Annotated in this window: 22 protein-coding genes; 12 read left to right on the forward strand and 10 right to left on the reverse strand. The window is 63.9% G+C overall.

Features of this window, described 5'->3' with window-relative positions; genetic code table 11:
• Nucleotides 1-136: 136 nt before the first annotated feature.
• The 8 genes from EKN06_RS11655 (at nt 137) to EKN06_RS11690 (ending at nt 7,310) form a co-directional block, all read left to right on the forward strand.
• Entirely contained in the window at nt 137-967 is an 831-nt protein-coding gene (locus EKN06_RS11655; RefSeq protein ID WP_127613102.1) for a sulfurtransferase, read from the forward strand.
• Nucleotides 967-2,202 carry a cystathionine beta-lyase gene (metC, locus tag EKN06_RS11660; RefSeq protein WP_240654859.1) on the forward strand — a complete coding sequence of 412 codons (1,236 nt, stop codon included), beginning with the start codon at nt 967-969 and terminating at the stop codon, nt 2,200-2,202. Before EKN06_RS11655 ends, metC begins: the two co-directional genes overlap by 1 nt.
• 7 nt (nt 2,203-2,209) lie before the next feature.
• Nucleotides 2,210-3,304: a mechanosensitive ion channel family protein gene (locus tag EKN06_RS11665; protein WP_127613103.1), complete on the forward strand. Its 1,095-nt coding sequence runs from the start codon at nt 2,210-2,212 to the stop codon at nt 3,302-3,304.
• Nucleotides 3,305-3,393: 89 nt separating this feature from the next.
• Nucleotides 3,394-4,164, forward strand: coding sequence for a uroporphyrinogen-III C-methyltransferase (gene cobA / locus EKN06_RS11670; protein ID WP_127613104.1), 771 nt, complete (start codon nt 3,394-3,396; stop codon nt 4,162-4,164).
• A complete protein-coding gene (locus EKN06_RS11675) occupies nt 4,161-4,457 on the forward strand; it encodes a DUF2849 domain-containing protein (RefSeq protein WP_127613105.1) in 297 nt (98 codons plus the stop codon). Before cobA ends, EKN06_RS11675 begins: the two co-directional genes overlap by 4 nt.
• Nucleotide 4,458: 1 nt before the next feature.
• Nucleotides 4,459-6,093, forward strand: coding sequence for a nitrite/sulfite reductase (locus EKN06_RS11680; protein ID WP_127613106.1), 1,635 nt, complete (start codon nt 4,459-4,461; stop codon nt 6,091-6,093).
• Nucleotides 6,086-6,523, forward strand: coding sequence for a DUF934 domain-containing protein (locus EKN06_RS11685; RefSeq protein ID WP_127613107.1), 438 nt, complete (start codon nt 6,086-6,088; stop codon nt 6,521-6,523). The genes EKN06_RS11680 and EKN06_RS11685 overlap by 8 nt, the downstream gene beginning before the upstream one ends.
• A complete protein-coding gene (locus EKN06_RS11690; RefSeq protein WP_127613108.1) occupies nt 6,516-7,310 on the forward strand; it encodes a phosphoadenylyl-sulfate reductase in 795 nt (264 codons plus the stop codon). Before EKN06_RS11685 ends, EKN06_RS11690 begins: the two co-directional genes overlap by 8 nt.
• An 11-nt stretch (nt 7,311-7,321) precedes the next feature.
• Here the strand turns inward: EKN06_RS11690 and EKN06_RS11695 are convergent, their stop codons facing one another.
• The 4 genes from EKN06_RS11695 to EKN06_RS11710 are packed head-to-tail and all read right to left on the reverse strand — an operon-like array spanning nt 7,322 to nt 12,025.
• Nucleotides 7,322-8,230 carry an NAD-dependent epimerase/dehydratase family protein gene (locus EKN06_RS11695; protein WP_240654861.1) on the reverse strand — a complete coding sequence of 303 codons (909 nt, stop codon included), beginning with the start codon at nt 8,228-8,230 and terminating at the stop codon, nt 7,322-7,324.
• Nucleotides 8,227-9,366 (reverse strand): glutamate 5-kinase, encoded by a 1,140-nt coding sequence (proB, locus tag EKN06_RS11700; protein WP_127613110.1) that lies wholly within the window; start codon nt 9,364-9,366, stop codon nt 8,227-8,229. The genes EKN06_RS11695 and proB overlap by 4 nt, the downstream gene beginning before the upstream one ends.
• Nucleotides 9,367-9,411: 45 nt before the next feature.
• On the reverse strand, nt 9,412-10,488 hold the full coding sequence (gene obgE, locus EKN06_RS11705) for a GTPase ObgE (protein WP_127613111.1): 1,077 nt from the start codon (nt 10,486-10,488) through the stop codon (nt 9,412-9,414).
• A 28-nt stretch (nt 10,489-10,516) separates the two neighbouring features.
• A complete protein-coding gene (locus EKN06_RS11710) occupies nt 10,517-12,025 on the reverse strand; it encodes a glycerol-3-phosphate dehydrogenase (RefSeq protein WP_127613112.1) in 1,509 nt (502 codons plus the stop codon).
• 97 nt (nt 12,026-12,122) lie between these two features.
• On the opposite strand from EKN06_RS11710, the gene glpK reads away from it, so the two are divergent.
• A complete protein-coding gene (gene glpK / locus EKN06_RS11715) occupies nt 12,123-13,616 on the forward strand; it encodes a glycerol kinase GlpK (RefSeq protein ID WP_127613113.1) in 1,494 nt (497 codons plus the stop codon).
• Between the two features lie 27 nt (nt 13,617-13,643).
• Here the strand turns inward: glpK and EKN06_RS11720 are convergent, their stop codons facing one another.
• Complete coding sequence (locus EKN06_RS11720) at nt 13,644-14,546, reverse strand: type II toxin-antitoxin system prevent-host-death family antitoxin (RefSeq protein ID WP_127613114.1); 903 nt, start codon at nt 14,544-14,546, stop codon at nt 13,644-13,646.
• 491 nt (nt 14,547-15,037) lie between these two features.
• On the opposite strand from EKN06_RS11720, the gene EKN06_RS11725 reads away from it, so the two are divergent.
• The gene (locus EKN06_RS11725) at nt 15,038-15,664 is read left to right on the forward strand and encodes a c-type cytochrome (RefSeq protein ID WP_240654864.1); all 627 of its coding nucleotides are present in this window, start codon (nt 15,038-15,040) and stop codon (nt 15,662-15,664) included.
• Between the two features lie 78 nt (nt 15,665-15,742).
• Here EKN06_RS11725 and EKN06_RS11730 read toward each other — a convergent pair whose 3' ends face one another.
• Both EKN06_RS11730 and EKN06_RS11735 read right to left on the reverse strand, forming a co-directional pair.
• The gene (locus EKN06_RS11730) at nt 15,743-16,036 is read right to left on the reverse strand and encodes an EthD family reductase (protein ID WP_127613116.1); all 294 of its coding nucleotides are present in this window, start codon (nt 16,034-16,036) and stop codon (nt 15,743-15,745) included.
• Complete coding sequence (locus EKN06_RS11735) at nt 16,024-16,680, reverse strand: rhodanese-like domain-containing protein (protein ID WP_240654866.1); 657 nt, start codon at nt 16,678-16,680, stop codon at nt 16,024-16,026. The genes EKN06_RS11730 and EKN06_RS11735 overlap by 13 nt, the downstream gene beginning before the upstream one ends.
• Before the next feature lie 108 nt (nt 16,681-16,788).
• Between EKN06_RS11735 and EKN06_RS11740 the strand changes: the two genes are divergently transcribed.
• A complete protein-coding gene (locus EKN06_RS11740) occupies nt 16,789-17,550 on the forward strand; it encodes a quinoprotein dehydrogenase-associated SoxYZ-like carrier (RefSeq protein ID WP_127613181.1) in 762 nt (253 codons plus the stop codon).
• Nucleotides 17,550-18,506 (forward strand): quinoprotein relay system zinc metallohydrolase 1, encoded by a 957-nt coding sequence (locus EKN06_RS11745; RefSeq protein WP_127613117.1) that lies wholly within the window; start codon nt 17,550-17,552, stop codon nt 18,504-18,506. Before EKN06_RS11740 ends, EKN06_RS11745 begins: the two co-directional genes overlap by 1 nt.
• A gap of 11 nt (nt 18,507-18,517) precedes the next feature.
• On the opposite strand, the gene EKN06_RS11750 is transcribed toward EKN06_RS11745, so the two are convergent.
• The 3 genes from EKN06_RS11750 to EKN06_RS11760 all read right to left on the reverse strand — a co-directional run bounded on the left by EKN06_RS11750 (nt 18,518) and on the right by EKN06_RS11760 (nt 22,596).
• Nucleotides 18,518-19,030: a cytochrome b gene (locus EKN06_RS11750; RefSeq protein ID WP_127613182.1), complete on the reverse strand. Its 513-nt coding sequence runs from the start codon at nt 19,028-19,030 to the stop codon at nt 18,518-18,520.
• A gap of 14 nt (nt 19,031-19,044) precedes the next feature.
• Nucleotides 19,045-21,078 (reverse strand): TonB-dependent receptor plug domain-containing protein, encoded by a 2,034-nt coding sequence (locus EKN06_RS11755; protein ID WP_127613118.1) that lies wholly within the window; start codon nt 21,076-21,078, stop codon nt 19,045-19,047.
• Between the two features lie 108 nt (nt 21,079-21,186).
• Entirely contained in the window at nt 21,187-22,596 is a 1,410-nt protein-coding gene (locus EKN06_RS11760; RefSeq protein WP_127613119.1) for a porin family protein, read from the reverse strand.
• Nucleotides 22,597-22,680 lie beyond the last annotated feature (84 nt).

Consider the following 22,680-nt stretch of genomic DNA (forward strand, 5'->3'; position numbering starts at 1 on the left):
TCTTGGCTCAAGCTTCTTGGCTCAAGCATATTGGCCCAGGCTTCATGGCTCTGCCATCTTGGCTCTGCCATCCGGGCCCAAACTCGCTGGCAAGTCGCGCGCGGCAGGGCTAGGCCTGTCACGACAAGGAGGCCCCATGGCGCATCTCGTATCTACCCAATGGCTTGCCGAACATGGCGATGAAGTCGTCATTCTGGACGCCAGCTATCACCTTGCCGACACTGGCCGCGACGCACTGGCCGAATATCGCGCCGGTCACATTCCGGGCGCCCGCTTTGTCAGCTTCGACACGATCTGCGATCCCGCATCGCCCTTTGACAACACGGTGCCTCCCGCCGACCTATTCGCGACCCGGATGGGCGAGCTTGGCATATCGGACGACAGCCGCGTCGTGATCTATGACGACAGCGCGCTCCATTCGTCGGCTCGACTGTGGTTCCTGTTCAAGCTGTTCGGCAAGGACGTCTCGATCCTCGACGGCGGGCTCGGCAAGTGGAAGGCCGAAGGACGGGTCGAGGAACAGGGCGAACCGCAATGGCAGCGAGCGACCTTTACGGCGCGCGAAAACCCAGCGCTGCTGCGCGACAAGACGGCGATGCTGGCCAACGTGGCAAGCCGCGCCGAACAGGTCGTCGATGCGCGCGGCGCGGCGCGCTTTACCGGCGAGGGCGAGGAAATCCGCCCCGGCCAGCCCGCCGGCCATATCCCCGGCGCGCGCAACCTGCCGATCGGGATGCTTTATGAAAGCGACGGGACGATGAAGGACGCCGCCAGCATCGAAAGCGAATTCATCGGAGCCGGGCTCGACCTGTCGCAACCTGTCGTCACCTCGTGCGGTTCGGGCGTGACGGCGGCGGTGCTGTCGCTCGTGCTCGACCGGATCGGCAAGAGCAGCGCGCTCTATGACGGAAGCTGGAGCGAGTGGGCAGCCGACCCCGCCACGCCCAAGGCGACCGGGTTGGCTTGATGGCAAAGGGCGATATGTCGAAGGCCGACCGGGACAAGCTTAACCCCGCGACGAAAGTCGTGATCGGCGGACGCCGCGACGAATGGACCGGCATTCCCGGCCAAACCGGGCGCGTGGTCAACCCGGCGGTGTGGCGGGCGAGCACGCATCTTTACGAAGATAGTGCCGCCTTGGCCCAAGGGCCGCGCACGAACGAGGACGGCCACCTGTTCTACGGCCGTCGCGGCGCGCCGACGCAATGGGCGCTGGCCGATGCGCTGACCATGCTGGAACCGGGCGCATTCGGCACGATGCTATATCCATCCGGCGTTGCCGCGATCGCGGGCGCGCTGATGTCGTTGGTGCGCCCGGGCGACCGGCTTCTGGTCACCGACAATGCCTATGACCCCACGCGCAACATGGGGATGGGACTGCTCAAGGATCTGGGGGTCGAAACCGTGTTTTTCGATCCGCTGAACATCGACGCCTATCGCGCGCTGGTCGGCACGGGCGTTCGGGCGGTCTTTCTCGAAGCGCCGGGATCGCTCTCGTTCGAGGTCTGCGACTTGCCCGCCCTGACCGCCATCGCCAAGGAGGCGGGGGCATGGGTCCTGCTCGACAATACGTGGAGCGGGCCGACCGGGCTTACCGCGCTGGCGATGGGGATCGATGGCACGGTCAATGCGCTGACAAAGCATGTCGGCGGGCATTCGGACCTGATGATGGGCGCGGCGACCGGGACCGAACGGCTCTATCGCCGCTTGCGCCGCACCGCACAGCAACTGGGGCAGGTCGTGTCGCCCGACGATGCCGCGCTGGCCTTGCGAGGGCTGAGGACGCTCGACGTCCGGCTGAAGCGCGAGAGCGAAAGTGCGCTGGCCATCGCCCGCTGGCTTTCGCAGCGACCCGAAGTTGCGGGCGTGCTGTGCCCGATGCTGCCCGGCGCGCCGGGGCACGAATTGTGGCGACGCGACTTTACCGGCGGCTGCGGCCTTTTCTCGTTCATCCTGGAAACGACCGATAACGCTGCGCGAGTCCGATTCATCGATGCGCTCGAACTGTTTGGCATCGGTTACAGCTGGGGCGGTTACGAAAGCCTCGCCCTGCCGGTCGACGCCGCCAAGGACCGGTCGGTCAGCGCGTGGCCGCCCGCAGGGGTGGACCCGGAATGCACGCTCGGGGTACGGCTGTCGATCGGGCTGGAGGATGCAGGCGACCTGATCGCCGACCTCGACCAGGCCTTGGGGAGGATTTGATCCACACATGACCGTCTCTGCCGAAACGCCCGTTCCAGATCCAACCGCGACGCCGGTCGTCCCGATCACCGACCAGGTCGCGGCATCCGCGACTCAGGCCGCCGGCGCCGTCGCGGACAAGGATGCGCTCAAGGGCGCTGACCAGATCAGGGATGCGGTTTCCGAACAGTCGATGACGATCGCGCAGATTGTCGATCATCTCGATGCGATCGGCGTAACGGTGGGCGACACGCGGTTTTCCATCTGGTCCGCACTGCTGGTCGTCATGGTCATCGCAGGGGTCATCATCTTCGCCCGCCTCGCCAGCCGTGGCGCGCACGCTTCGTTAAAACGAATGACGGGCCTTTCGCCGACGCAAAGCCTCTTGGTGGAAAAGCTTGTGACCATGGCGGTCTGGGCCTTTGCCATCCTAGTCGGCATCGACCTCCTGGGCATCGACCTGACCGCGTTTGCCGTGTTTTCCGGCGCATTCGGCCTCGCCATCGGCTTCGGCCTGCAGAAAACCTTCGGCAACCTGATCGCGGGCATGATCCTGTTGATGGACCGTTCGATCAAGCCGGGCGACGTGATCGCGGTGACCGACATGGCAGGGAACGAAACGTTCGGACAGATCCGAAAGATCGGCATCCGCGCGATCAGCGTCACCACGCGCGACGAACGCGAATACCTGATCCCGAACGAAAACCTGATGATCAACCAGGTCGAGAACTGGTCCTATTCCAGCCGCAACGTGCGGATGCAGGTGCCCGTCGGCGTGTCGTACAATTGCGACATTCACAAGGCCGAGGAACTGATGCTGGAGGCTGCGCGCAGCTGCAAGCGCGTGCTGGAACTGCCGGCGCCCAGCGTCTGGCTCAGCGATTTCGGCGAGAGTTCGGTCGATTTCGTGATCCACTGCTGGATTCGCGATCCCGAAGCGGGCGTGGGCAACGTCCGTTCCGAAGTGTTGAAGAAACTGTGGGACCTGTTCCACGAAGCGGGCATCGAAATCCCATTTCCGCAGCGCGACATAAACCTGCGCGGCAACGCCCAATTCGATCAGCTTGTCGCCGCCATCTCGCAACGCATGGACGGAAAAAACGAAGTAAAATCGGTCGATTGAATGTAAAAATGCAGCGCCTAAAGCCCAGCTAAGCCCCCGCCAACCCATTCTGGCTGGCTTTCGCGATCGCAAGAGGCCATTTCGCCAGCATGTCGAATCCCACCCCTCATATTGGCACGGTCCACCTAGTCGGCGCAGGGCCCGGCGATCCCGACCTGCTGACGCTGCGCGCCGCGCGGCTGCTGACGCAGGCGCGCCTTGTCGTGCACGACGGCCTTGTCGAGCCGGCGATCCTGGCAATGGCCCATCCGCAAGCGCGGCTGGTTTCCGTCGCCAAGCGCCGTGCCCATCACACGATGCCGCAGGAAGACATCTGCGCCTTGCTGGTGCGCGAGGCTTTGGCCGGTAACGACGTCGTCCGGTTGAAGGGCGGCGATCCGCTGGTCTTCGGACGCGGCGGCGAAGAGGCCGAGGCCTGCCGCGCCGCCGGTGTCCCGGTTGAAATTGTACCCGGCATTTCCGCCGCCAACGCCGCCGGCGCAGCTGCGCAGATCCCGCTGACCCACCGCGACCACGCCAGCGTCGTCAGCTTCGTCGCGGGCCAGTGCAAGGGGCTGTCCGAACAGGATTGGTCCGGCCTTGCGGGCGTCGGCCGCACGCTCGTCATCTACATGGGTGTGAAGACCGCGCCCCAGATCGCGGAAAAGCTGATGGCCGACGGGCTTGCTCCCGACATGGCCGTCGCCGTGATCGAAAATGCCGCCCGCCCCGAAATGCGCGTCTTGCGCGGCCCTTTGGCCGCCCTGCCCGCGCTGATCGACGACAACAAGGTGAAGAGCCCGGCGCTCATCGTCATCGGCGAAGTCACGCGCGAACGCGACGTGGCTCTTGCTGCAATAGCTGTGGAAGCACGCATATGAAGATCCTGACCGGAAATGACCTCAAGACCGGCGACGTGACATGGTGGGACGGCCAGGGCTGGTCGCGCCACGTCAACGACGCCGTCGACGTGGGCGCGATGGCCGACGAGATTGCCGCCCGCGAAGAAGCGGCCCGCAACGTCGTTTCCGCCTATGCCATCGACGCAACGACCGACGCGGACGGCATCCGCCCGGCGCATATCAAGGATCGCATCCGCGCGCTTGGCCCCACGGTCCGCCCCGACCTGACCCTGAAACCCGCCGACCCCGAAGCCGGCAACTGGGTGATATAAGATGTATCAGTACGACAAATACGACCAACAGATGGTCGACACCCGCGTCGAGGAATTCCGCGACCAGACCCGCCGCCGCCTTTCGGGCGAGCTGAGCGAGGAAAAATTCCGCCCGCTACGGCTGATGAACGGGCTGTACCTGCAGCTTCACGCCTACATGCTGCGCGTCGCCGTGCCCTATGGCACTTTGTCGGGCGCGCAGATGAAGGCGCTGGGCGATATCGCGGACAAATATGACCGTGGTTACGGGCACTTCACCACGCGTCAGAACATTCAGTACAACTGGATCAAGCTTGAGGACGCGCCCGAAATCCTCGCCGATCTGGCTAAGGTCGAGATGCATGCCATCCAGACCAGCGGCAACTGCATCCGCAATATCAGTTCGGACCATTTCGCCGGCGCCGCCGCGGACGAGATCATCGACCCACGCCCCTATGCCGAACTGCTGCGCCAGTGGTCGAGCTTCCATCCCGAATTCAGCTATCTGCCGCGCAAGTTCAAGATCGCGGTCATCGCATCGGACACCGATCGCGCAGCGATGCGCCTGCACGATATCGGCATCCAGATGGTGCGTAACGACGCTGGCGAAATCGGCTGCGCGTTCTATGTCGGTGGCGGCATGGGCCGCACGCCCATGGTGGCCCCGCTGATCAACGCATTCGTGCCACTCGACGAGCTGATCACTTATTCCGAAGCGTGCCTGCGCGTTTACAACCGCCACGGTCGCCGCGACAACAAGTACAAGGCGCGCATCAAGATCCTCGTCCATGAAATGGGCAAGGACGAATATACGCGTCAGGTCGAGGAAGAGTTCACCCATCTGAAGGCACAGGGTATCGAGCCGCCGCTGGCCGAACTTGCGCGGATCGAACCTTATTTCGCCGACCCCGCGTTCAAGACCGGGATCGTCGACGAAATCGCGTCCGATGCACCGGACTTCGCATTGTGGGTCGGACGCAACACCGTTCTTCACAAGGCGCCGGGCTATGTCAGCGCGGTCATCTCGCTCAAGCCTGTAGGCGGCATCCCCGGCGATGCCAGCGCGGACCAGATCCGCCTGATGGGCGATCTCGCGACCGAATATTCGTTCGACGAATGCCGCGTCATGCATACGCAGAACATCGTCCTGCCGCATGTCGAAAAGGGCCGGTTGAAAGAGCTTTACGACACGCTCGCCGCCAATGGCCTGGCTGCGCCGAACCTCGACACGATCGAGGATATCATCGCCTGCCCGGGCCTCGATTATTGCAGCCTTGCAAACGCGCGCTCGATCCCGGTCGCGCAGAAGATTTCGGAGCGGTTCGCAGGCAACGGCAAGACTGCCGCGCTGGGCGAGTTGAAGCTGAAGATTTCGGGCTGCATCAATGCCTGCGGCCACCACCATGCAGGCCATATCGGCATCCTTGGCGTCGACAAGAAAGGCGTCGAAAACTACCAGCTCCTGCTCGGCGGAAGCGAGGCGCAGGACACCTCGCTCGGCAAGATCACCGGGCCGGGCTTTGACGAGGACGGCATCGTCGACGCGGTCGAAAAGGCCACCGACGTCTATCTGGAAAAGCGTGAGGACGGCGAACGCTTCCTCGATACCTATCGCCGCATCGGCATGGATCCGTTCAAGGAGGCTATCTATGGTTGAGCTGCTCCGCTTCCGCGACGACGAACCGTCTGAAAGCCCCGCCGTCACCGTCGACAGCTTTGGCGATCAGTCGAACGCCGGTGCCGTCCGCATCGAGCCGGGCGACGATGCGCGCGAACTCCTGCCGCACCTGGCGCATGTCAGGCGCGTTGAGATCAACTTCCCCGTGTTCGGCGACGGACGCGGCTATTCGGCAGCGCGCATCCTGCGCGAAGCCGGGTTCGAAGGCGAAATCCGCGCCGTGGGTGATGTGGCCGTCGACCAGCTGGCCTATATGCGCCGGTGCGGGTTCGACGCTTTTCAGCCCGACAAGGCAATGAACGACGCCGATGTCGAAGTCGCGCTGTCGCGGTGGGACGACGTGTACCAGAAGACCACCGACGGCCTTACGCCGATCTGGGCGCTTCGCCATGGCAACGCGGATGTCTGAAGCCGCTCGCCGCCTGGATCGGATCGACACTGCTGCGCGCTTTACCGCCGACGATGCCGCCGCGCTAAACGCGCGTTATGCGGACGCGTCGGCGGAAGATATCCTGCGCGCCGTGCTGGTGGACGGCGTGGCGGGCCGGGTGGCGCTGGTTTCCAGCTTCGGCGCGGAAAGCTCGGTCCTGCTGCATCTGACCTCGAAGGTCGATGCGAACGCGCCCGTGCTGTTCCTCGAAACCGGGAAGCACTTTCCCGAAACGCTGGCTTATCGCGATTTGTTGGTTGAAAAGTTCGGCCTAACCAACCTGATCAACCTTGTGTCCGATGCCGAGACGCTGGCGACCAAGGACGAAAGCGGACTGCGCTGGTCATACGATCCCGACGGGTGCTGCGAAATACGCAAGGTGATCCCGCTTGCCCGCGCGCTGGCGAATTATGATGCGTCGATCACAGGTCGCAAGGCGTTCCAGTCGACCACCCGCGCCGATTTGCCGATTTTCGAAATCGACACATCCGACGCCGAAGGGCGTCTGAAGGTCAATCCGCTGATCGGATGGAGCCGCGAGGACCTGATCGCCTATATGGACAAACAGGAATTGCCGCCGCATCCGCTGGTGGCGCAGGGCTATCCGTCGATCGGCTGCATGCCATGCACCAGCACCGTCGCGCCAGGCGAAGATCCCCGTTCGGGTCGCTGGCGTGGGTGGGACAAGACCGAATGCGGCATCCATCAGGTCCCAGGCCTGACCGATGACGGCGACCTGCCGCCCGAGTTCGATCCGGTCTTCTAAAGCCCAGTGAATCAGAGCCAGCCCGCCGCGCGATACCACGCGGCGGTCTGCTTCAGCCCTTCGCGCGTGTCGATGCGCGGCAGCCAGAACGCGGGCGGCGGCTGGCTGTCGGGCGTGACCACCCAATCGGGATGGACCATGTAATTCGCGCGGTCAGGCGTCAGTTTCGCATTCGCGCCGCGAACCATCCGATCGATCCGCGCCGCGCCCTTCACCAGCGCGGCGGGCATGGAGAGCGGGATCACCTTGCAGCCCATGGCATCGCCGATGGCACGGGCCATGTCGCCATGACGCCAGCCGCCGTCGGTACCGTCATCGACTTCATAAACCTGTCCTGCATATAGCCCCCCATCGGTGGCCAGCGCCAGCAACAGCGCGGCAAGATCGGACACGTGGATCATCGATGCGCGACCTTCGGGCGGAAGCGGGACGATGCCCAGCCGTGCCGCCTTGAACAGTTCGAACATCTCGGTATCGCGCGGGCCGTAAATCGCGGGCGGGCGCACGATGGTGCAGGCAAGATCGCTGTTTTCGACCGCGACTTCGCCGCCGAACTTGGACTTGCCGTAATCGGACAGCATGGGCTCGCGCGCCGAAAGCGAAGAGACATGGACGAAACGACCGACACCCGCCGCTGCCGCCGCCGCGAGCGTCGCTTTCGTCCCGGTGACGTTGCCCGCGACGAACCCCGCCTTGTCCGGAGCGTTGACGACGCCAGCGACATGGACGACCGCATCGGCGCCATCGCACACCGACAACAGCGCCGTTTGCGTCGCGAGATCGCCGCGTACCCAGGTCACGCCCGCCCGCTCCGCCTGTTCACGGCGAGTCAGCGCGCGAATCTCGTGCCCCTGTTCCAGCGCAAGGTCGAGCAGGGTCGAGCCGACAAAGCCCGTCGCCCCGGTCAGCCCGATGATCACAGCAGCACCATCTGGTCGCGGTGGATGACCGCGTTGCGCGGGGCATAGCCCAGCAGATCGGCCTGTTCGTCGGTATGTCGGCCCATGATCGCGGCGCATTCGGCGGCGTCGTATTCGGCCAGCCCCTTGGCCAGCGCCGTGCCGCCGTGGCCGCGCACCTCGACCACGTCGCCCCGCGCGAATTCGCCCGCAACGGCGGTGACGCCCTTGGCCAGCAGGCTGCGTCCTGCAAGCAGGGCCCCTGCCGCGCCCTCGTCCACGGTCAGCACGCCCTTGATCTTCATCCGCCCGCCGAGCCACGCCTTGCGCCCGCGATCGCGACGGCGGGGCAGGAACAGCGTGCCGATCCCGCCATCCAGCGCCCGCGATATGGGCGATGGATGCGTGCCGTTGATGATGGCCAGCGCGATCCCTGCGCGCTCCGCGATTTCGGCTGCCTGAAGCTTCGACGTCATGCCGCCCGATCCCAGCCCCGAATCCGAACCGCCGTCGGCCATCGCGTGGATTTCGTCGGTCACGCCGCGCACCAGCGGTATCATCCGCGCGAGGGGGTCTCTTGGATTGCGGTCGTAAAGACCGTCAATGTCGGACAGCAGCAGCACCGCGTCCGCCCGCCCCGCCTGCGCCACGCGCGCGGCCAGCCGGTCGTTGTCGCCAAAACGGATTTCCTGTGTCGCGACCGAATCGTTTTCGTTCACCACCGGCACCGCGCCCGCGTCGAGCAAGCGGCCCAGCGTCGCCGATGCGTTGAGGTATCGCCGCCTGTCTTCAAGATCGTCGAGCGTGAGCAGCAATTGCGCGGCGGTAAGGCCCTGCATGCCCAGCAGTTCGGCCCACAGCCCGCCCAGTTCGATCTGTCCCACGGCGGCGGCGGCCTGTGCATCGGCAAGGCTGCCGCGTCCGCCCTTTGGCAGTCCCAGCCGCGCCGCGCCCAGCGCGATCGCGCCCGACGATACGACGATGACCCGCTGCCCACGCGCGTGTGCGGCTGCGATTTCCGCCGTCAGGTCGGCCAGCCATTCACGCCGCGGTTGCCCGTCCGGCCCGACCAGCAGGGCAGACCCTACCTTGATGACGACGCGCCCGCACACCGTGGGGCGGGCAAGATCGGCAAGATTGGCGATTGTCTCGGTCATGGCAGCGCGCGCTCTACGCCAAGCGCGCGCTTTGGGGAAGCACCGTCAGACCGGCGACCACTGCTCCGCCGCGTCGTCGCCTTCTTCAGGATCCCGTTCCGCGCCCTTGGTTTCGGTGCGGGTCTTTTCGGGCAGATATTGCAGGACGGCATCCATCAGCTTTTCCATGCCCGCGCCAGTCGCGCCGGAAATGCAGAACACTTCCTCTGCCCCTGCGGCCTTCAACTCTTCGCTAAATGCCTTTGCCAGTTCGGAATCGCCCAGATCGACCTTGTTCAGCGCGATTAGGCGCGGCTTGTTTTCAAGCCCTTCGCCATAGGCTTCAAGCTCTTCTTCGACGATGCGCAGCGCTTCTGCCGGGTCCTGATCGCCGGTGCCGGAAATGTCGATCAGGTGGATCAGCACGCGGCAGCGTTCGATGTGGCCCAGGAAACGGTCGCCGATCCCGGCGCCATCGGCCGCACCCTCGATAAGACCGGGAATATCGGCCAGCACGAATTCGCGCGCCTTGTGCCGCACGACGCCCAATTTGGGCACCAGCGTGGTGAACGCATAGTCGCCCACCTTGGCATGGGTGTTGGTGATCGCGTTGATGAACGTCGATTTGCCCGCATTGGGCAACCCGACCAGGCCGACATCGGCCAAAAGCTTGAGCCGGAGCCACAGCCACATTTCCTCGCCCGCGATGCCGGGCTGGTGCTGATGCGGCGCGCGGTTGGTGCTGGTCTTGTAACTGGCGTTGCCGCGTCCGCCCAATCCGCCTTCGAGAAATACGAAGCGCTGGCCGACATCGGTGAAGTCGGCCAGAACGGTTTCGCGATCTTCGTCCGATACGATTTGCGTGCCGACCGGAACCTTGATCACCAGCGGTTTCGCGCTGGCGCCCGTGCGGTCCTTGCCCATACCGTGGCCGCCGCGCGAAGCCTTGAAATGCTGGGTATAGCGGAAATCGATGAGCGTATTGAGCCCTTCGACCGCTTCGAACACGATGTCGCCGCCGCGCCCACCGTCCCCGCCATCGGGGCCGCCGTATTCGACGTATTTTTCGCGACGGAACGAAACGGCGCCGGGGCCGCCTCCGCCGGACTTGATATAGATCTTGGCTTGGTCAAGGAAATGCATGCCCGCCATGTAGGGGCGAAGGCGCGATTTAGCCAGTGGCAGCGCGCATCGCGATATATTCGGCCAGATCGCGTTCGGTCTGCGGGCCGACATGCAGGCCAAGCTTGCTGCGCCGCCAGAGCACGTCGGCCGCCGTTCGCGCCCATTCGCGGTCGATCAGATAATCGACTTCGGCCCCGGTCAGCCCTCCGCCAAAGTCCCGGCCCAGATCGTCGGGCTCTTTCGCCGTGCCAAGCATCGTCTCCGCCCTTGTCCCGTATGCCCGCGCCAACCGCCGCAACAGGTCGTGCGGAAACCCGGGGTAGCGTCGGGCAAGGACGCTCAGGTAATCCTCAAACCGCTCAAAATCGCCGCCCGGCAGGGTGGCGCCCGCCGTCCACGCCTCGCCCGCGCCCGGCAGCGCCATTTCGTCCAGCGCATGTTCGGCGAGCCGGCGGAACGTCGTGATCTTGCCGCCGAACACGTTCAACAGCGGCGCATCCCCGCCATCGCCGCGATCGAGGTCGAGGACATAATCGCGCGTCACGGCGGAGGCATTCTTTGCCTGATCGTCGAACAGCGGGCGCACGCCCGAATAAGTCCACGCGATGTCGCGGCGCGCCGTGACCGTGGCGAAATAACGATTCGCGGTGTCGAGCAGGTAGTCGATCTCGTCATCCGAAATCTCCGCCCTGTCTGGCATTTGCGCAACCGGCACGTCGGTGGTGCCAATCAGCGTGAATTCCCGCTCGTACGGAATAGCAAAGACGATCCGCCGGTCCGGGTTTTGCAGCATGAAGGCCTGTTCGCCGGGATAGAGCCGGGGGACGACGATATGGCTGCCCTTGATCAGCCGCACCTGCCCCTTTGGCCGCGCGCCGCCGACATTGCCGATCACCTCGCTCACCCACGGGCCGGCGGCGTTGACGATGGCCCCTGCGCGGATTTCGTGGGTTTCGTCGGCGCCTTCCACCGTCGCGATCCAGCCCGCCCCGTCGCGCCGCGCAGCCGTAAACCGCGTACGCGTTAGGATCGCCGCCCCGCGCTCCGCTGCGTCGATCGCGTTCAGCACCACGAGACGCGCGTCGTCGACCCAGCAATCGGAATAGACGAAGCCTCGCCCCTTGCGGTCCGCCAGCCCCTCGCCCTCTGCCGCGCGGGCAAGGTTCACCGTCCGCGTCGCAGGCAGGCGTTTGCGGCCGCCGATGTGGTCGTAGACGAACAGCCCTGCGCGAACCATCCAGCCGGGCCGCGGGCTTTGCGTCTGGGGCAGCACGAAGCGCAGCGGCCAGATGATGTGCGGCGCCATTCCCCACAGCCGCTCCCGCTCCTGCAACGATTCGCGCACCAGCCGCACTTCGCCGTATTCCAGATAGCGCAGCCCGCCATGGATCAGCTTTGTCGACGCGGATGACGTGTGTCCGGCAAGATCGTCCTTTTCGACCAGCAGGACCGACAGCCCCCGTCCCGCCGCGTCGCGCGCGATCCCCACGCCATTGATCCCCCCGCCGATAACGAGAAGATCGACATTGGCAGGCGGTTGCGGGTCGCGTGGCATCGCCGCCAAGCCTAACGGCATGCGCTACGAGGTCAAAGGGTTGACCCGCGACACGCGCGAGGCGAGGCTTTGCAGTACGCCAAATTCGGGAGTATCGATGTCAGTCAGCGGCCCCTTTATCCTCGCGATCGATCAGGGGACCACATCGACCCGGTCGATCCTGTTCGACAGCCGCCTGACGCGCATTTCCGCATCTCAGCGTGAGATCGGACAATGCTATCCGCGACCCGGCTGGGTCGAACACGATGCCGACGAAATCTGGACCAGCACGCTGGCAACCGCCCGCCGCGCCGTGGCGCAGGCAGGCGTGCTGGCAGCAGACATCGCCGCGATCGGCATAACCAATCAGCGCGAAACGGTCGTCGTCTGGGACCGTGCGACCGGCGCGCCCATCCACAAGGCAATCGTCTGGCAGGACCGGCGAACGGCCAGCGTGTGCGAAGCGTTGCGCAGCGGCGGTCACGAACAGGCGGTGCGCGATGCGACCGGACTGCTGCTCGACCCCTATTTTTCGGCCACCAAGATCGCCTGGCTACTCGATGAAGTGCCCGGTGCGCGTGCAAGGGCCGAACGCGGCGAGCTCGCATTCGGCACCATCGACTGCTTCCTGTTGTGGCGGCTCACTGGCGGTAGGGTCCACGCGACCGACGCTACCAACGCCAGCCGCACGCTGCTGTTCGATCTCCAGTCAGGCGACTGGAATGAAACGCTGTGCGACCTGTTCCGCGTTCCGCCTTCGCTACTGCCTCGCGTCGGTGGGAATGCCGAGATCTATGGGACGACGGACCGCGACCTGCTGGGCGCGGCCATTCCGGTAGCGGGCATGGCGGGCGATCAGCAGGCCGCGTTGTTCGGGCAGGCCTGTTTTTATCCAGGCATGGTCAAATCGACATATGGCACCGGCTGTTTTGCGGTGATGAACACGAGTGACACCCCACTTCGTTCCAATAATCGTCTGCTGACGACAGTTGCCTATCGATTGGGGAATGAAACGACATTTGCGCTCGAAGGGTCGATTTTCATCGCCGGCGCAGCGATCAAATGGCTGCGCGACAACCTCGGCATAGTCGACAGCGCGGCGCAGAGCGCGGACCTTGCCGCATCGATTCCCGACAACGACGGGGTGTACATGGTGCCCGCCTTCACCGGTCTGGGCGCGCCGCACTGGGATCCGCACGCGCGCGCTGCGCTTTCGGGCATGACGCTAGGCACCACCCGCGCCCACATCGCTCGCGCGGCATTGGAAGCGGTGGCTTACCAGACGATGGACCTTGTCGCGGCAATGACCGCGGACGGCGCGCCCGCGCCCGATGTCATGCGGGTGGATGGCGGCATGGCGGCCAACGACTGGTTCTGCGGGTTCCTGGCCGACATGCTGGCCACGCGGGTCGACCGCCCGGTCGAACTGGAAACGACCGCACGCGGCGCGGCGGCGCTGGCCGGACTTGGCGTCGGCATATTTCCCGACCTTGCCGCGATCGAGGCGATTTCGAATTTCGATCGCAGTTTCGAACCGGGAATGGAAAACGCAGAACGCGAAGCCAACGCCAAGGGTTGGCAGTGCGCGCTGGCAGGAGTGCTGAACAATTGACCCGGTCAGGGTGCCTGCCCGCAAAAGCTATGCCGACATAGCTTCGCCTTCGTTGCATGGGGTCAGCATGACGATCGCGCCTTCTGCGCCATAGGCACCGTGTAGCTGCACCATCGACAACTTCGCATGGGCGACGCTGCCGCTATTGCTGAGGAAACCCACCTGCATCCGTTCGGGATCCCCACCTTGCAGCACCGATTCGAGGAGATCGCGGAACCGGGCGCGATGATCCCGCATCACGAGGTCCGACAGAGTGATGCCGACAAGGCGCTGTGCGTCGAGTTGCACCATGCGGCTAAAGGGTTCGTCGCTGCGTTCGATCGTGCCGCGAACCGAAAGCCGGACATAGCCCACATCGCCATGTACGACCATCGCCGCAAGGATCGCGGCTTTGACGTCGGCCAGCCGGTGGCGTTGGACGTCTTCGGTAATATCGCGAAACATCAACACATTGGTCGTGCCGACGGGAAAGGATTGAAACCGCAACCATGCCCCGTTGTTAAAGGGCGAAGGGATGTCTGCCGCGCTCGGTTCTCCACCGATGACAGTTCGGCGCGCGTGGACTTCCATCAATGACCCTGAAACAGCCGGCAATGCTTCGGTCAACAGGCGACCGACGAGTTCGGACGTCGGTTTGCGGCAGACTGCACCGGCAACCCTGTTCGCGTATTCTATGCGCAGATCTTCTCCGCAGATCATCAGCGCTTCGTCGATCCACTCCGACAATCCGATCAGGTCGCCGGGGTTGGCGCCACTGCGCGCGCGTTTGGGCTGGGCTAACTCTTGGAATTCGGCGGCATCGACAAGCACATGTGTAGCGCGCCCATGATTGGTGATGGTGACGGGATTTTTGCTGGCTACGTCACGCCAGTACGAAAAGGACCGGACGACTTCGGCCGCCGTTGCGGTAATCGATGGAGCATCGTTCATCGTTCACTCCGCCGCGGCCGGGACTGCTCCCGCTCCGGCTATTCAGGAATCACCTTTACGACCTGATCCGAGGCTATCACGTTCCGCGCAAGTTATGCAAAACACTTGGCCCTTGTTAGTACATCTACGAACTGGCCGGCTGAAATTGTCGTCACTTTTTTATTAAAAATCCGCAAGTTGCAAAATTTCACGAACGCCCTCTATGGGTCGCATTATCCGCCGAGCATGTGTGTTTTGCGTACTTTCTTTGCGCGAAACATCGGTGCCGAAGTATCCGGGAAGACCAACTCCCCCCCGACGCCGGCAAGGAGATTGAGACGCTCGCCAATCAATGAATGAACTTTGGGGGAGCTCACACATCCGCGGCCTTTGAATCGACCGCATGTCCATTTGCGGACAATCGGACCGCGGGAAATTTTTTTCAGAGTGACTGGCGAAAATGCCTGTCTTGCGGCACGGACCAAAGTGCTATTTCGCCACGACAGAATTCCATGCAGACAACGACGCAAATCACATCGAACGAGAGGATCGCGATGCGCAAGGCACCCATCACCATCGTCACTACCCTGGCTCTTGCGCTGGCGGCCTGTTCAGGCGGCAGCGAAGACACGGCCGAAACGCCCGCCACCGCCGAAACGGCAGAGGCTGCCGAAGTCGTCGCGACCGATGCCACGATCGAGGCAACGGCAACGGATCCCGCGGTCGAAGCAAGCCCCGAAGCAACAGCATCGGCGAAACCGACGCCGGAACCCACCAAAGAAGTCGCCAAGGCGCCCGAGGCGAAGCCCGAACCTACGCCCGCAAAGGTCGAAGTCGCATCGGCAGAACCGCCGGCCTCCTATGCCCGTTGCGCCGTTTGCCACACCGCGAACAAGGGCGGCGAGAACAAGCTCGGCCCCAATCTCTACGGCACATATGGCAAGGCCGCGGGCGTCCATTCCAGCTTTAACTATTCCACCGCGCTCAAGGATTCGGGCGTCACCTGGACCGACCAGAATCTCCATGCCTGGCTAGAAAATCCGCGCACGCTCATTCCGGGCAATCGCATGAGCTTCCCGGGTTTGAAGGATGCCGCAAAGCGTCAGGAAATCATCGACTACCTCAAGAAACAGCGCTGACCCGCATCTGCCTGATCGAAAAAAGGCCCGGCCGGATGATCCCGCCGGGCCTTTTTGCTGCGCATCTTATAGGCAGGTTCACGTAGTTCGATAAAGCGAAGGCGTGATGTCGGTAAAATTGGCGACATCGGCCAGCACGCCAGCAGTGGCCGCAGAGCCAAGCGCCGCGTCGATCGCACCCTGATCGGCAAAAGCGATGCCGATCAGACACGCGAACGGCTGGGTGTCGTCAAAGGGCCACTCGATCTCCGCCCCGGTCATGCCCGCTTCGGTCCACGCATCGCCGACGATCGGGACATGCGTGGCCAGGTAATAGTCGCGGTCGAAGCGGCAGCCTTCGTGCCGCGGATAATAGACGATCAGCTTGGCCATGGATTAAGGTCCTTTTCCTGGTTTTCGTTCGCAATCGCCACTGGTTCGGCGACGACGAGCGGCCCAGCCTTGCGCCAGCCTTCGATCCCTTCGGCCAGCCACCAGATGTTGTCGTGCCCTTCTGCGGCAAGTCTGCGCGCCGCGTTCCAGCCCATCCAGCAGTCGGTACGACAAAAGAGAATTACGGGCAGATGCCGGTGCTTCCTGCGTGCGCGAACGACTTCGGCGACCAACCCTTGCCACAAAACCGGGTCGGACGGCCGGCGGCCCGCCTCCGGATGCCAGGTGGCGCCGGGGATCGTTTGGTGCTCTGCGGCCAGCCGCCATGTTCCTGTGGCAGGATCGCGCACGCCGCCTTCTGCGGGCAGAACATCGATGAACAGGGCATCGCGACCCGGTTTGAGCAATTGCGCTGCGGGCAATGCAAGCCGCGCCGCAGGCTTGGGATCGCGATCGACCGGGGCACGGTACCGCGCATCGCGGTAGCCTTCTCCATCGAAGTCCGCCGATTCCGAATGGGACGCATCGATATTGACCGAATCGAGACTGGCTGGCCTCGCTTCCGCACAGACATGCGCCGGACCGCCCATCGTCAACGCAGCACCCAGCAGCGCAAGGCCTTTGGGACGGACAAATCGGGACATCTTCCGCGCTCTCCACTGCGAGGTAGGACCAAAGTGCAATGTGGACGAGAGCGGAGGTCGGTTACATAGGTCTTTAGTATCGTGCAGCTTTCACGCATCATCCTGCCCATGCTGGCTTTCGCTGCGACGCCGGCATGGGCGGCGCCATTGCCGGCCGACCCGCTGGGTTCGCCGATGTGGGACTATCACGCTTCCCGGATTTTTGAGGGTGCCACGCTGGTTTTCGACGACCGGGTAAAGGTGATCCTGCCGGTGATCGCCGAAGACCAGCACGTCGTGCCCGTCACGGTCGACGCCCGCGCGCTCCAAGGGGTGCAGCGCATCATCCTCTTTGCCGACCTCAACCCCATTCCCGTCGCGATAGACTATCGCCCGTTGCAGGCAGCGCCTTTTGTGGCCACGCGGATCAAGCTCGACCAGCGCACGCCCGTTCGCGCCGCGGTACTGCTTGCCGACGGCGTCTGGCATGTCGCGGGCGGATGGATCGACGCAGCGGGCGGCGGTTGTTCCGCCCCTCCGGCCAGCCGTGTGCGCGGCGATTGGGCCGATCATCTGGGTGAAATGCGCGGCGCGGGCTGGGTGGACAAGGGCGGCATGCGCCTGCGCTTCGGGTTCCGACATCCGATGGACACGGGGCTGGTAGAAAGCATTCCCGCCTACAACATCGAGGAATTGGCCGTGACCGACGCCACGGGGGCGACGCTGGCGAAGATGACCATTTATGGATCGGTCGCCGAAGACCCGGCCTTCACGCTCGAAGTGCAGGGCGCGGATGGTCCGATGACCGTTGCCGCCCGCGATACGAGCGGACTGGAATTTAAAGGCAGCATCGCGGCGTCGAGCGGACAGAAACTGGTCGCAGCACAATAATGAACCTGAACCGAAGATCGGTGCTCACCGCCGCGCTGGCTGGCGGCGTGCTTGTCTCTAAAGTCGGCAGAACAGAAGCGTTCGCGCGGGGATATGACCCGCAAGCAGAAGCAATCGCGGACGGCGTCTGGCTGGTGCGGGGCAAGGACGAGCCGATCGCGTTCGACAACGGCGGGGCAATCGCCAATTCCGTCTTCATCGCCACCGATGCCGGAACGGTGCTGATCGATCCCGGCCCCTCGTTGGCCTATGGCAAGGCGCTGTCGGCTTTGGCGCAACGGGTGACCGGCGCGGCAGTCGCGCGGGTCTATATCACCCATCTGCACCCCGATCATTCGTTCGGCGCGGCGGCATTCGATCCCGCAATTGCTCATGCCTTGCCCGCGACGCGACATGATCTCGTCAACGATGGCGACGGCTTTTCCGACGCGCTCTATCGCATGCTGGCGGACTGGATGAGCGGTACCGCCGTCGTGCTGCCGCAGGGCGATGCAGCAGAGGGCAACGTGACGTTCGGTGGGCGAACCTTGCGGCTTTTCGCGATGAACGGGCACAGCAACGGCGATCTCGCCATACTTGACCAGAAAACCGGCACGCTGATCGCGGGTGATCTGTTGTTCCACGATCGTGCACCAGCAACACCGCATGCGGACATCGACGGCTGGCTAGCCGCACTGGATCGGATAGAGGGGATTTCGCACAGGCTGCTGATCCCCGGTCACGGCCCGCTGGACCGGAACGGAACATCCATCGCGCAGACCCGCGACTGGCTGACGTGGCTGCGCGCATCGCTGCGCAACGCGGTCCCGACGGGCAAGGACATGAGCGAGGCCGGCGCGATGACGATCCCCGACCGTTTCGCCGGGTTGAAAGTCGCGCGCTACGAACTGCAGCGCAGCGTTTCGCACTTCTATCCGGGGCTGGAGGCTGAATTGCTGCCCGAAATCGGCCGCTGAACGGGGCGTTTTTACGCCATGCGGCGCAGGACGTTATCCTTCAGCACGAAATGATGGCGCAGTGCCGCGCCGACGTGAAGCGCAATCAGCACCGCGGCCATCACGCCCATCAATTCGTGCCCTTCGTGCCCGATGGCATAGAGCGCATCGTCCCGCGTCACAGCAAGCTTGGGCACGTCGAACAGGCCGAACCACGACAGCGGATACTTGCCCGCCGACGCGACGATCCACCCCGTTAGCGGCAGCGCGATTATTAGCAGGTAGAACGCGAAATGCGTCGCATGGGCGGCGCCCGTTTCCCATCTCGACATGTCTGCGGGCAGCGGCGGCGCTTTGGACGTCAGGCGCCAGACCGCCCGCACCAGTGACAACGCCAGCACAGTCAGCCCGACGGCTTTGTGCAACGGCATGATGCGCACGAAAGGTTCAAGCGCATCGTGCAGGAAGCCGCCAAGCAGGTTGCCGATGATGAGAACCGCGATCGTCCAGTGCAGCGCCCTTGCCACACCGTTGTAACGTGCGATCGCGGTTCCTTGCGTCACAGATCGAAGCCGATCCCGATCCAGCCGGTGCGCGGCGCGCCGTAATCGATCGAACCGCCTTGGTTGCGGGTCACGATATTTTCGTCCGTCAGGTTTTCGCCCCGCAGCATCAGCGATATTCCGTGCGATAGCGGCAGTTTGGCATAAGCGTCGACCGTGGTGGCCGATGGCATGATGTTTTCCTGCAGATCATCCTCGAACTGCTTGCCTACATGGCGCAGCGTGGTCGCCAGCAGCCAGCCGTCCGCCGGGGTCAGCGCAAGCGTCGCGCCCGCAACCCATTTGGGCGTTTGCGCCGGGCGATTGCCGTCGAAATCCGCGCCAGCGTCGCGCGCCTTGGCATCGGTATAGGCGAGCGAACCCTTCAGGCTGACGATGCCGCGGTCGATACCAGCGGCCAGCTCCACCCCCTTGGCGCGGATGGCGTCGATGTTCTGCCGCTCTCGCAAGTTGGGGGCCAGCGTGACGTTGGCGACGGCATTCTTCACGCGGTTGTCGAACGCGGTCAGCGACAGCGTCACGCCCTCGCCCGGCGTCAGGTCGATGCCCGCCTCGTATCCTTCAAGCTTTTCGTTTTCGAGATCGGCATTGGCCAGCGTGACGACCGGAAAGACCGTAAATCCGCGATAAAGCTCGTTCAGCGTCGGCAGGCGCAGGCCGGTATAGGCAGCAGCGCGAAGTTGCGCGATTTCGCCGATGTCGAACACCGCCCCGCCGCGGAACGAACCCTGCCAGCCCGAACGGTCGGCAAAGCGGTTTTCTTCGACGATGGTTCCGGCCGCATTGCGCGCGATGTAGAAACCGTCGTTGATCGCATAACGGTCCGCCCGCGCGCCCGCCGTCAGCGTCAGCGCGCCAAGGGACAGGTCATCTTCCACGAAAAAGCCGAGGTCCGTGGTAGTTCCGCCCGCGTTGCGACGCTGCGTGACCGCGCCCGAAAAGGCGCTGATCGCATCTTCGAACAATTCGCCGTCCGACATGCGATAATCCACGCCCAGCCGGAGAGTGTGCATGTCGCCCACCGGCGGGCGCAATTCGAACTTGCCGCCAAGGCCCGTGGACGGCGTGTTGCGCTGATCCAGCACCGGCGTGAACCGGGTCGATGAAATCACGATGTTGGTGAAATTGCGCGATTGCACATAACCGAGCAGGTCGAACGCCCAGTCGCCCCGACCGACAAACCGCAAGCTGGCGTCCTGCCCCTTGCTCGACGAATCCGCGCCGTCGAAACGCAGCGTGCGGTTGTCGTCGAAGATCAGCCCGTTGAATTGCAATTCGACCGTTTCGGAAATCGGCGCGACACCGCGAAGCTGGGTCGACCAGCTGTCGTACCGGGCCCGCGCCGTGGCGGGAACGCGCTGATCGACCGGTGTGGTAAAGAACCCCTTGCCGTGGTCCCAGCGCCCGGAAACGAGCACGAAGCCGCTGCCCAGCTTCTGACCCACCGTGCCGCTCAGTTCGGTTTCGCTGCGATCGTTGACGAGTGCATGGCCCGAAATGCCACCCAACTGGCCGTATCCGCCGCTGGTCAATTCGATCGTGCCCGCCAGCGCGCCAGCGCCGAATGGGCCGGAGCCGCCGCCACGCGTCACCCGAGCGCTAGACAGGCGTTCGGGCGCGATCGCGGAAAACGGGATGTAGCCGAAGAACGGGTCCGCCATCGGCACCCCGTCCAGAAGGATGAGCGCCCGGCTCGACGCATTGCCGCCCAGCGCGCGCAGCGTCACGCCCTGTGCCGACGGGTTCGACGAACGGCTGTCGGAACGGCGGAACTGCTGGAACCCGGCGATATTGCTCAGCGCATCCTCGATCCTGCCCGATCCCGTGGCAACCAGGTCTTCGCGATCGAGGACGGTCACGTCATAGGCTTCGGTTGCGGGCGTTTCGGGCAGTCCTTCGCCAACCACGACGATAGGTTCGCCATAACGCACCGTCGCGCCTTCGGCATCGCTGTCCTGCGCAAGCGCGGGTGCCGCCGTCGTCGCGACAGAGGCGGAAAGAAGGGCAAGAAACGACTTGCGGCCTGACATGGACATCCCGGGATCTCTTATATTGCATATGGCAAAAGCATAATCGGCGGCCACTGTGCCGTGGCCGCCGAAATGAAGGCATTAAGGAACAGGCACTCCAAGGTAAACTCAGAAGAAAAGAATTCCCCCGACGGCCAGCGCATCGCTTTGCGCTTCGTTGCCGTTGTGGGCTTCGGACTTTGTATGCGTATACTCGCTGATCAACGTGACCCAGCTGTTCAGGCCATAGCGAAGCTGACCGACGTAGCTCATGTTGGTGTCGACTAGCGTTGGGTTGGCGAGCATGTCGGCATCGTTTGCGTAATCCAGGCGGCTTTCGCCATAACTGCCGCCGACGGAGATCTTGCCGAATGTGGCGAGCGCCTGGACATAGAAACCATCGCTGCTGCGCGCGTTGCCCGCCCCGCCGGTATCGAACAGGCCCAGCACGGTCGTGCCCAGCCCCTTGGCCGTGTAGTAATAACCGACCGCCGTGATCGGCCCTGCCGTCAGCTTGGCGCCCGCGTCGACGCCCTTGCCGGTGTACGATTCGCCCGAGACCAGCTCGTGTTTCTGCGTGATGCCGCCAGCCCACAGGTGCGCGCTGACACCGCCGAAATCACCGTCATAGGTCAGCTTGGCCTGAAAACCGGGATCGGCGTTCGTCTGGTCCTGTCCGGTGATCGATTTCAGCGGTTGGAAAACGCCGACGCTGGCCTGCACGCCGCCGAACTTGGGCGAGCTGTAGGTGATCTGCGGCTGGAAATCGGTGTAGATGTAGCCCACGCCGATCCGGCCCAGCGTCGTATTGCCCGGCGCGACATTGCCGCCCGGCGTGCCACTGGACAGCAGCGTGATGTCGTTCAGGATCGCATCCGATCCGAAGAGCCCGATGTCGCGCCCGATCTTCACCGTGCCGAACGACGGCTTGCCGAAGGTCATGAACGTCTGGCGGAAATCGATGCCGGCAGTGGCAAGGCCGGTGGGCTGGCCGCCGTTGTTGGCGCCAAATGTGCCCCAGGCGGTGGAATTGATGCCCGGATACATGCCGAATGTCGCGCCCACGTCCCAGCCTTCCTGCTGGGTCGATACGTTCACCACCAGGAAACCCGGCAGGAGCCCGTTGCGGATTGAACTGGAATTGCTGCCCGAGACATTGGCGACGCCACCCGTGACCGCGGTTGTCGCGGTGGGCGTATCGGCATTGTCGTGGACGTAGAAACCGTTGACCGAACCCGAAAACCTGATCGTCGCGGGGCCGACCTGAAGGCCGATGCCACTATCGGTCATTTTCACCATCTTGTCGGGATCGAAACTGGCAGGTGCTGCGGTCGAGCCAGCAGCCGGCGTGGCGACGTGCGCAGCAGCCGTTTCCTTCTGTTCTTCGGCGAGCAGGGCGGCATATTCGTCGTCGGTCAGAATGCCCTTTTCGTGAAGGCGCTGCAGCAGGCTTTCGCTCGATCCGGCATATGCCGGAGCTGTCGACAGGGCAATTGCAACCGCCGCGGCCGCACCTCGATACATGATCCTGGAGACCATCTTACTCCCCCTTCCTTTCTTTTTGAATCGCCCGAAGCGACCCAAAGGAAGATGGTGCGGCCCTGTGTATCGGGATATTGGACT

It is taken from the genome of Croceicoccus ponticola (genome assembly GCF_004004515.1).
Taxonomy (GTDB): domain Bacteria; phylum Pseudomonadota; class Alphaproteobacteria; order Sphingomonadales; family Sphingomonadaceae; genus Croceicoccus; species Croceicoccus ponticola.

Excerpts from the sequence above, each read along its gene's own strand:
- EKN06_RS11655 (WP_127613102.1), top strand. The coding sequence starts at position 137 with ATGGCGCATCTCGTATCTACCCAATGGCTTGCCGAACATGGCGATGAA.
- metC (WP_240654859.1), top strand. The coding sequence starts at position 967 with ATGGCAAAGGGCGATATGTCGAAGGCCGACCGGGACAAGCTTAACCCC.
- EKN06_RS11665 (WP_127613103.1), top strand. The coding sequence starts at position 2,210 with ATGACCGTCTCTGCCGAAACGCCCGTTCCAGATCCAACCGCGACGCCG.
- cobA (WP_127613104.1), top strand. The coding sequence starts at position 3,394 with ATGTCGAATCCCACCCCTCATATTGGCACGGTCCACCTAGTCGGCGCA.
- EKN06_RS11675 (WP_127613105.1), top strand. The coding sequence starts at position 4,161 with ATGAAGATCCTGACCGGAAATGACCTCAAGACCGGCGACGTGACATGG.
- EKN06_RS11680 (WP_127613106.1), top strand. The coding sequence starts at position 4,459 with ATGTATCAGTACGACAAATACGACCAACAGATGGTCGACACCCGCGTC.
- EKN06_RS11685 (WP_127613107.1), top strand. The coding sequence starts at position 6,086 with ATGGTTGAGCTGCTCCGCTTCCGCGACGACGAACCGTCTGAAAGCCCC.
- EKN06_RS11690 (WP_127613108.1), top strand. The coding sequence starts at position 6,516 with ATGTCTGAAGCCGCTCGCCGCCTGGATCGGATCGACACTGCTGCGCGC.
- proB (WP_127613110.1), bottom strand. The coding sequence starts at position 9,366 with ATGACCGAGACAATCGCCAATCTTGCCGATCTTGCCCGCCCCACGGTG.
- obgE (WP_127613111.1), bottom strand. The coding sequence starts at position 10,488 with ATGCATTTCCTTGACCAAGCCAAGATCTATATCAAGTCCGGCGGAGGC.
- EKN06_RS11710 (WP_127613112.1), bottom strand. The coding sequence starts at position 12,025 with ATGCCACGCGACCCGCAACCGCCTGCCAATGTCGATCTTCTCGTTATC.
- glpK (WP_127613113.1), top strand. The coding sequence starts at position 12,123 with ATGTCAGTCAGCGGCCCCTTTATCCTCGCGATCGATCAGGGGACCACA.
- EKN06_RS11720 (WP_127613114.1), bottom strand. The coding sequence starts at position 14,546 with ATGAACGATGCTCCATCGATTACCGCAACGGCGGCCGAAGTCGTCCGG.
- EKN06_RS11725 (WP_240654864.1), top strand. The coding sequence starts at position 15,038 with ATGCAGACAACGACGCAAATCACATCGAACGAGAGGATCGCGATGCGC.
- EKN06_RS11730 (WP_127613116.1), bottom strand. The coding sequence starts at position 16,036 with ATGGCCAAGCTGATCGTCTATTATCCGCGGCACGAAGGCTGCCGCTTC.
- EKN06_RS11735 (WP_240654866.1), bottom strand. The coding sequence starts at position 16,680 with ATGTCCCGATTTGTCCGTCCCAAAGGCCTTGCGCTGCTGGGTGCTGCG.
- EKN06_RS11740 (WP_127613181.1), top strand. The coding sequence starts at position 16,789 with ATGCTGGCTTTCGCTGCGACGCCGGCATGGGCGGCGCCATTGCCGGCC.
- EKN06_RS11745 (WP_127613117.1), top strand. The coding sequence starts at position 17,550 with ATGAACCTGAACCGAAGATCGGTGCTCACCGCCGCGCTGGCTGGCGGC.
- EKN06_RS11755 (WP_127613118.1), bottom strand. The coding sequence starts at position 21,078 with ATGTCAGGCCGCAAGTCGTTTCTTGCCCTTCTTTCCGCCTCTGTCGCG.
- EKN06_RS11760 (WP_127613119.1), bottom strand. The coding sequence starts at position 22,596 with ATGGTCTCCAGGATCATGTATCGAGGTGCGGCCGCGGCGGTTGCAATT.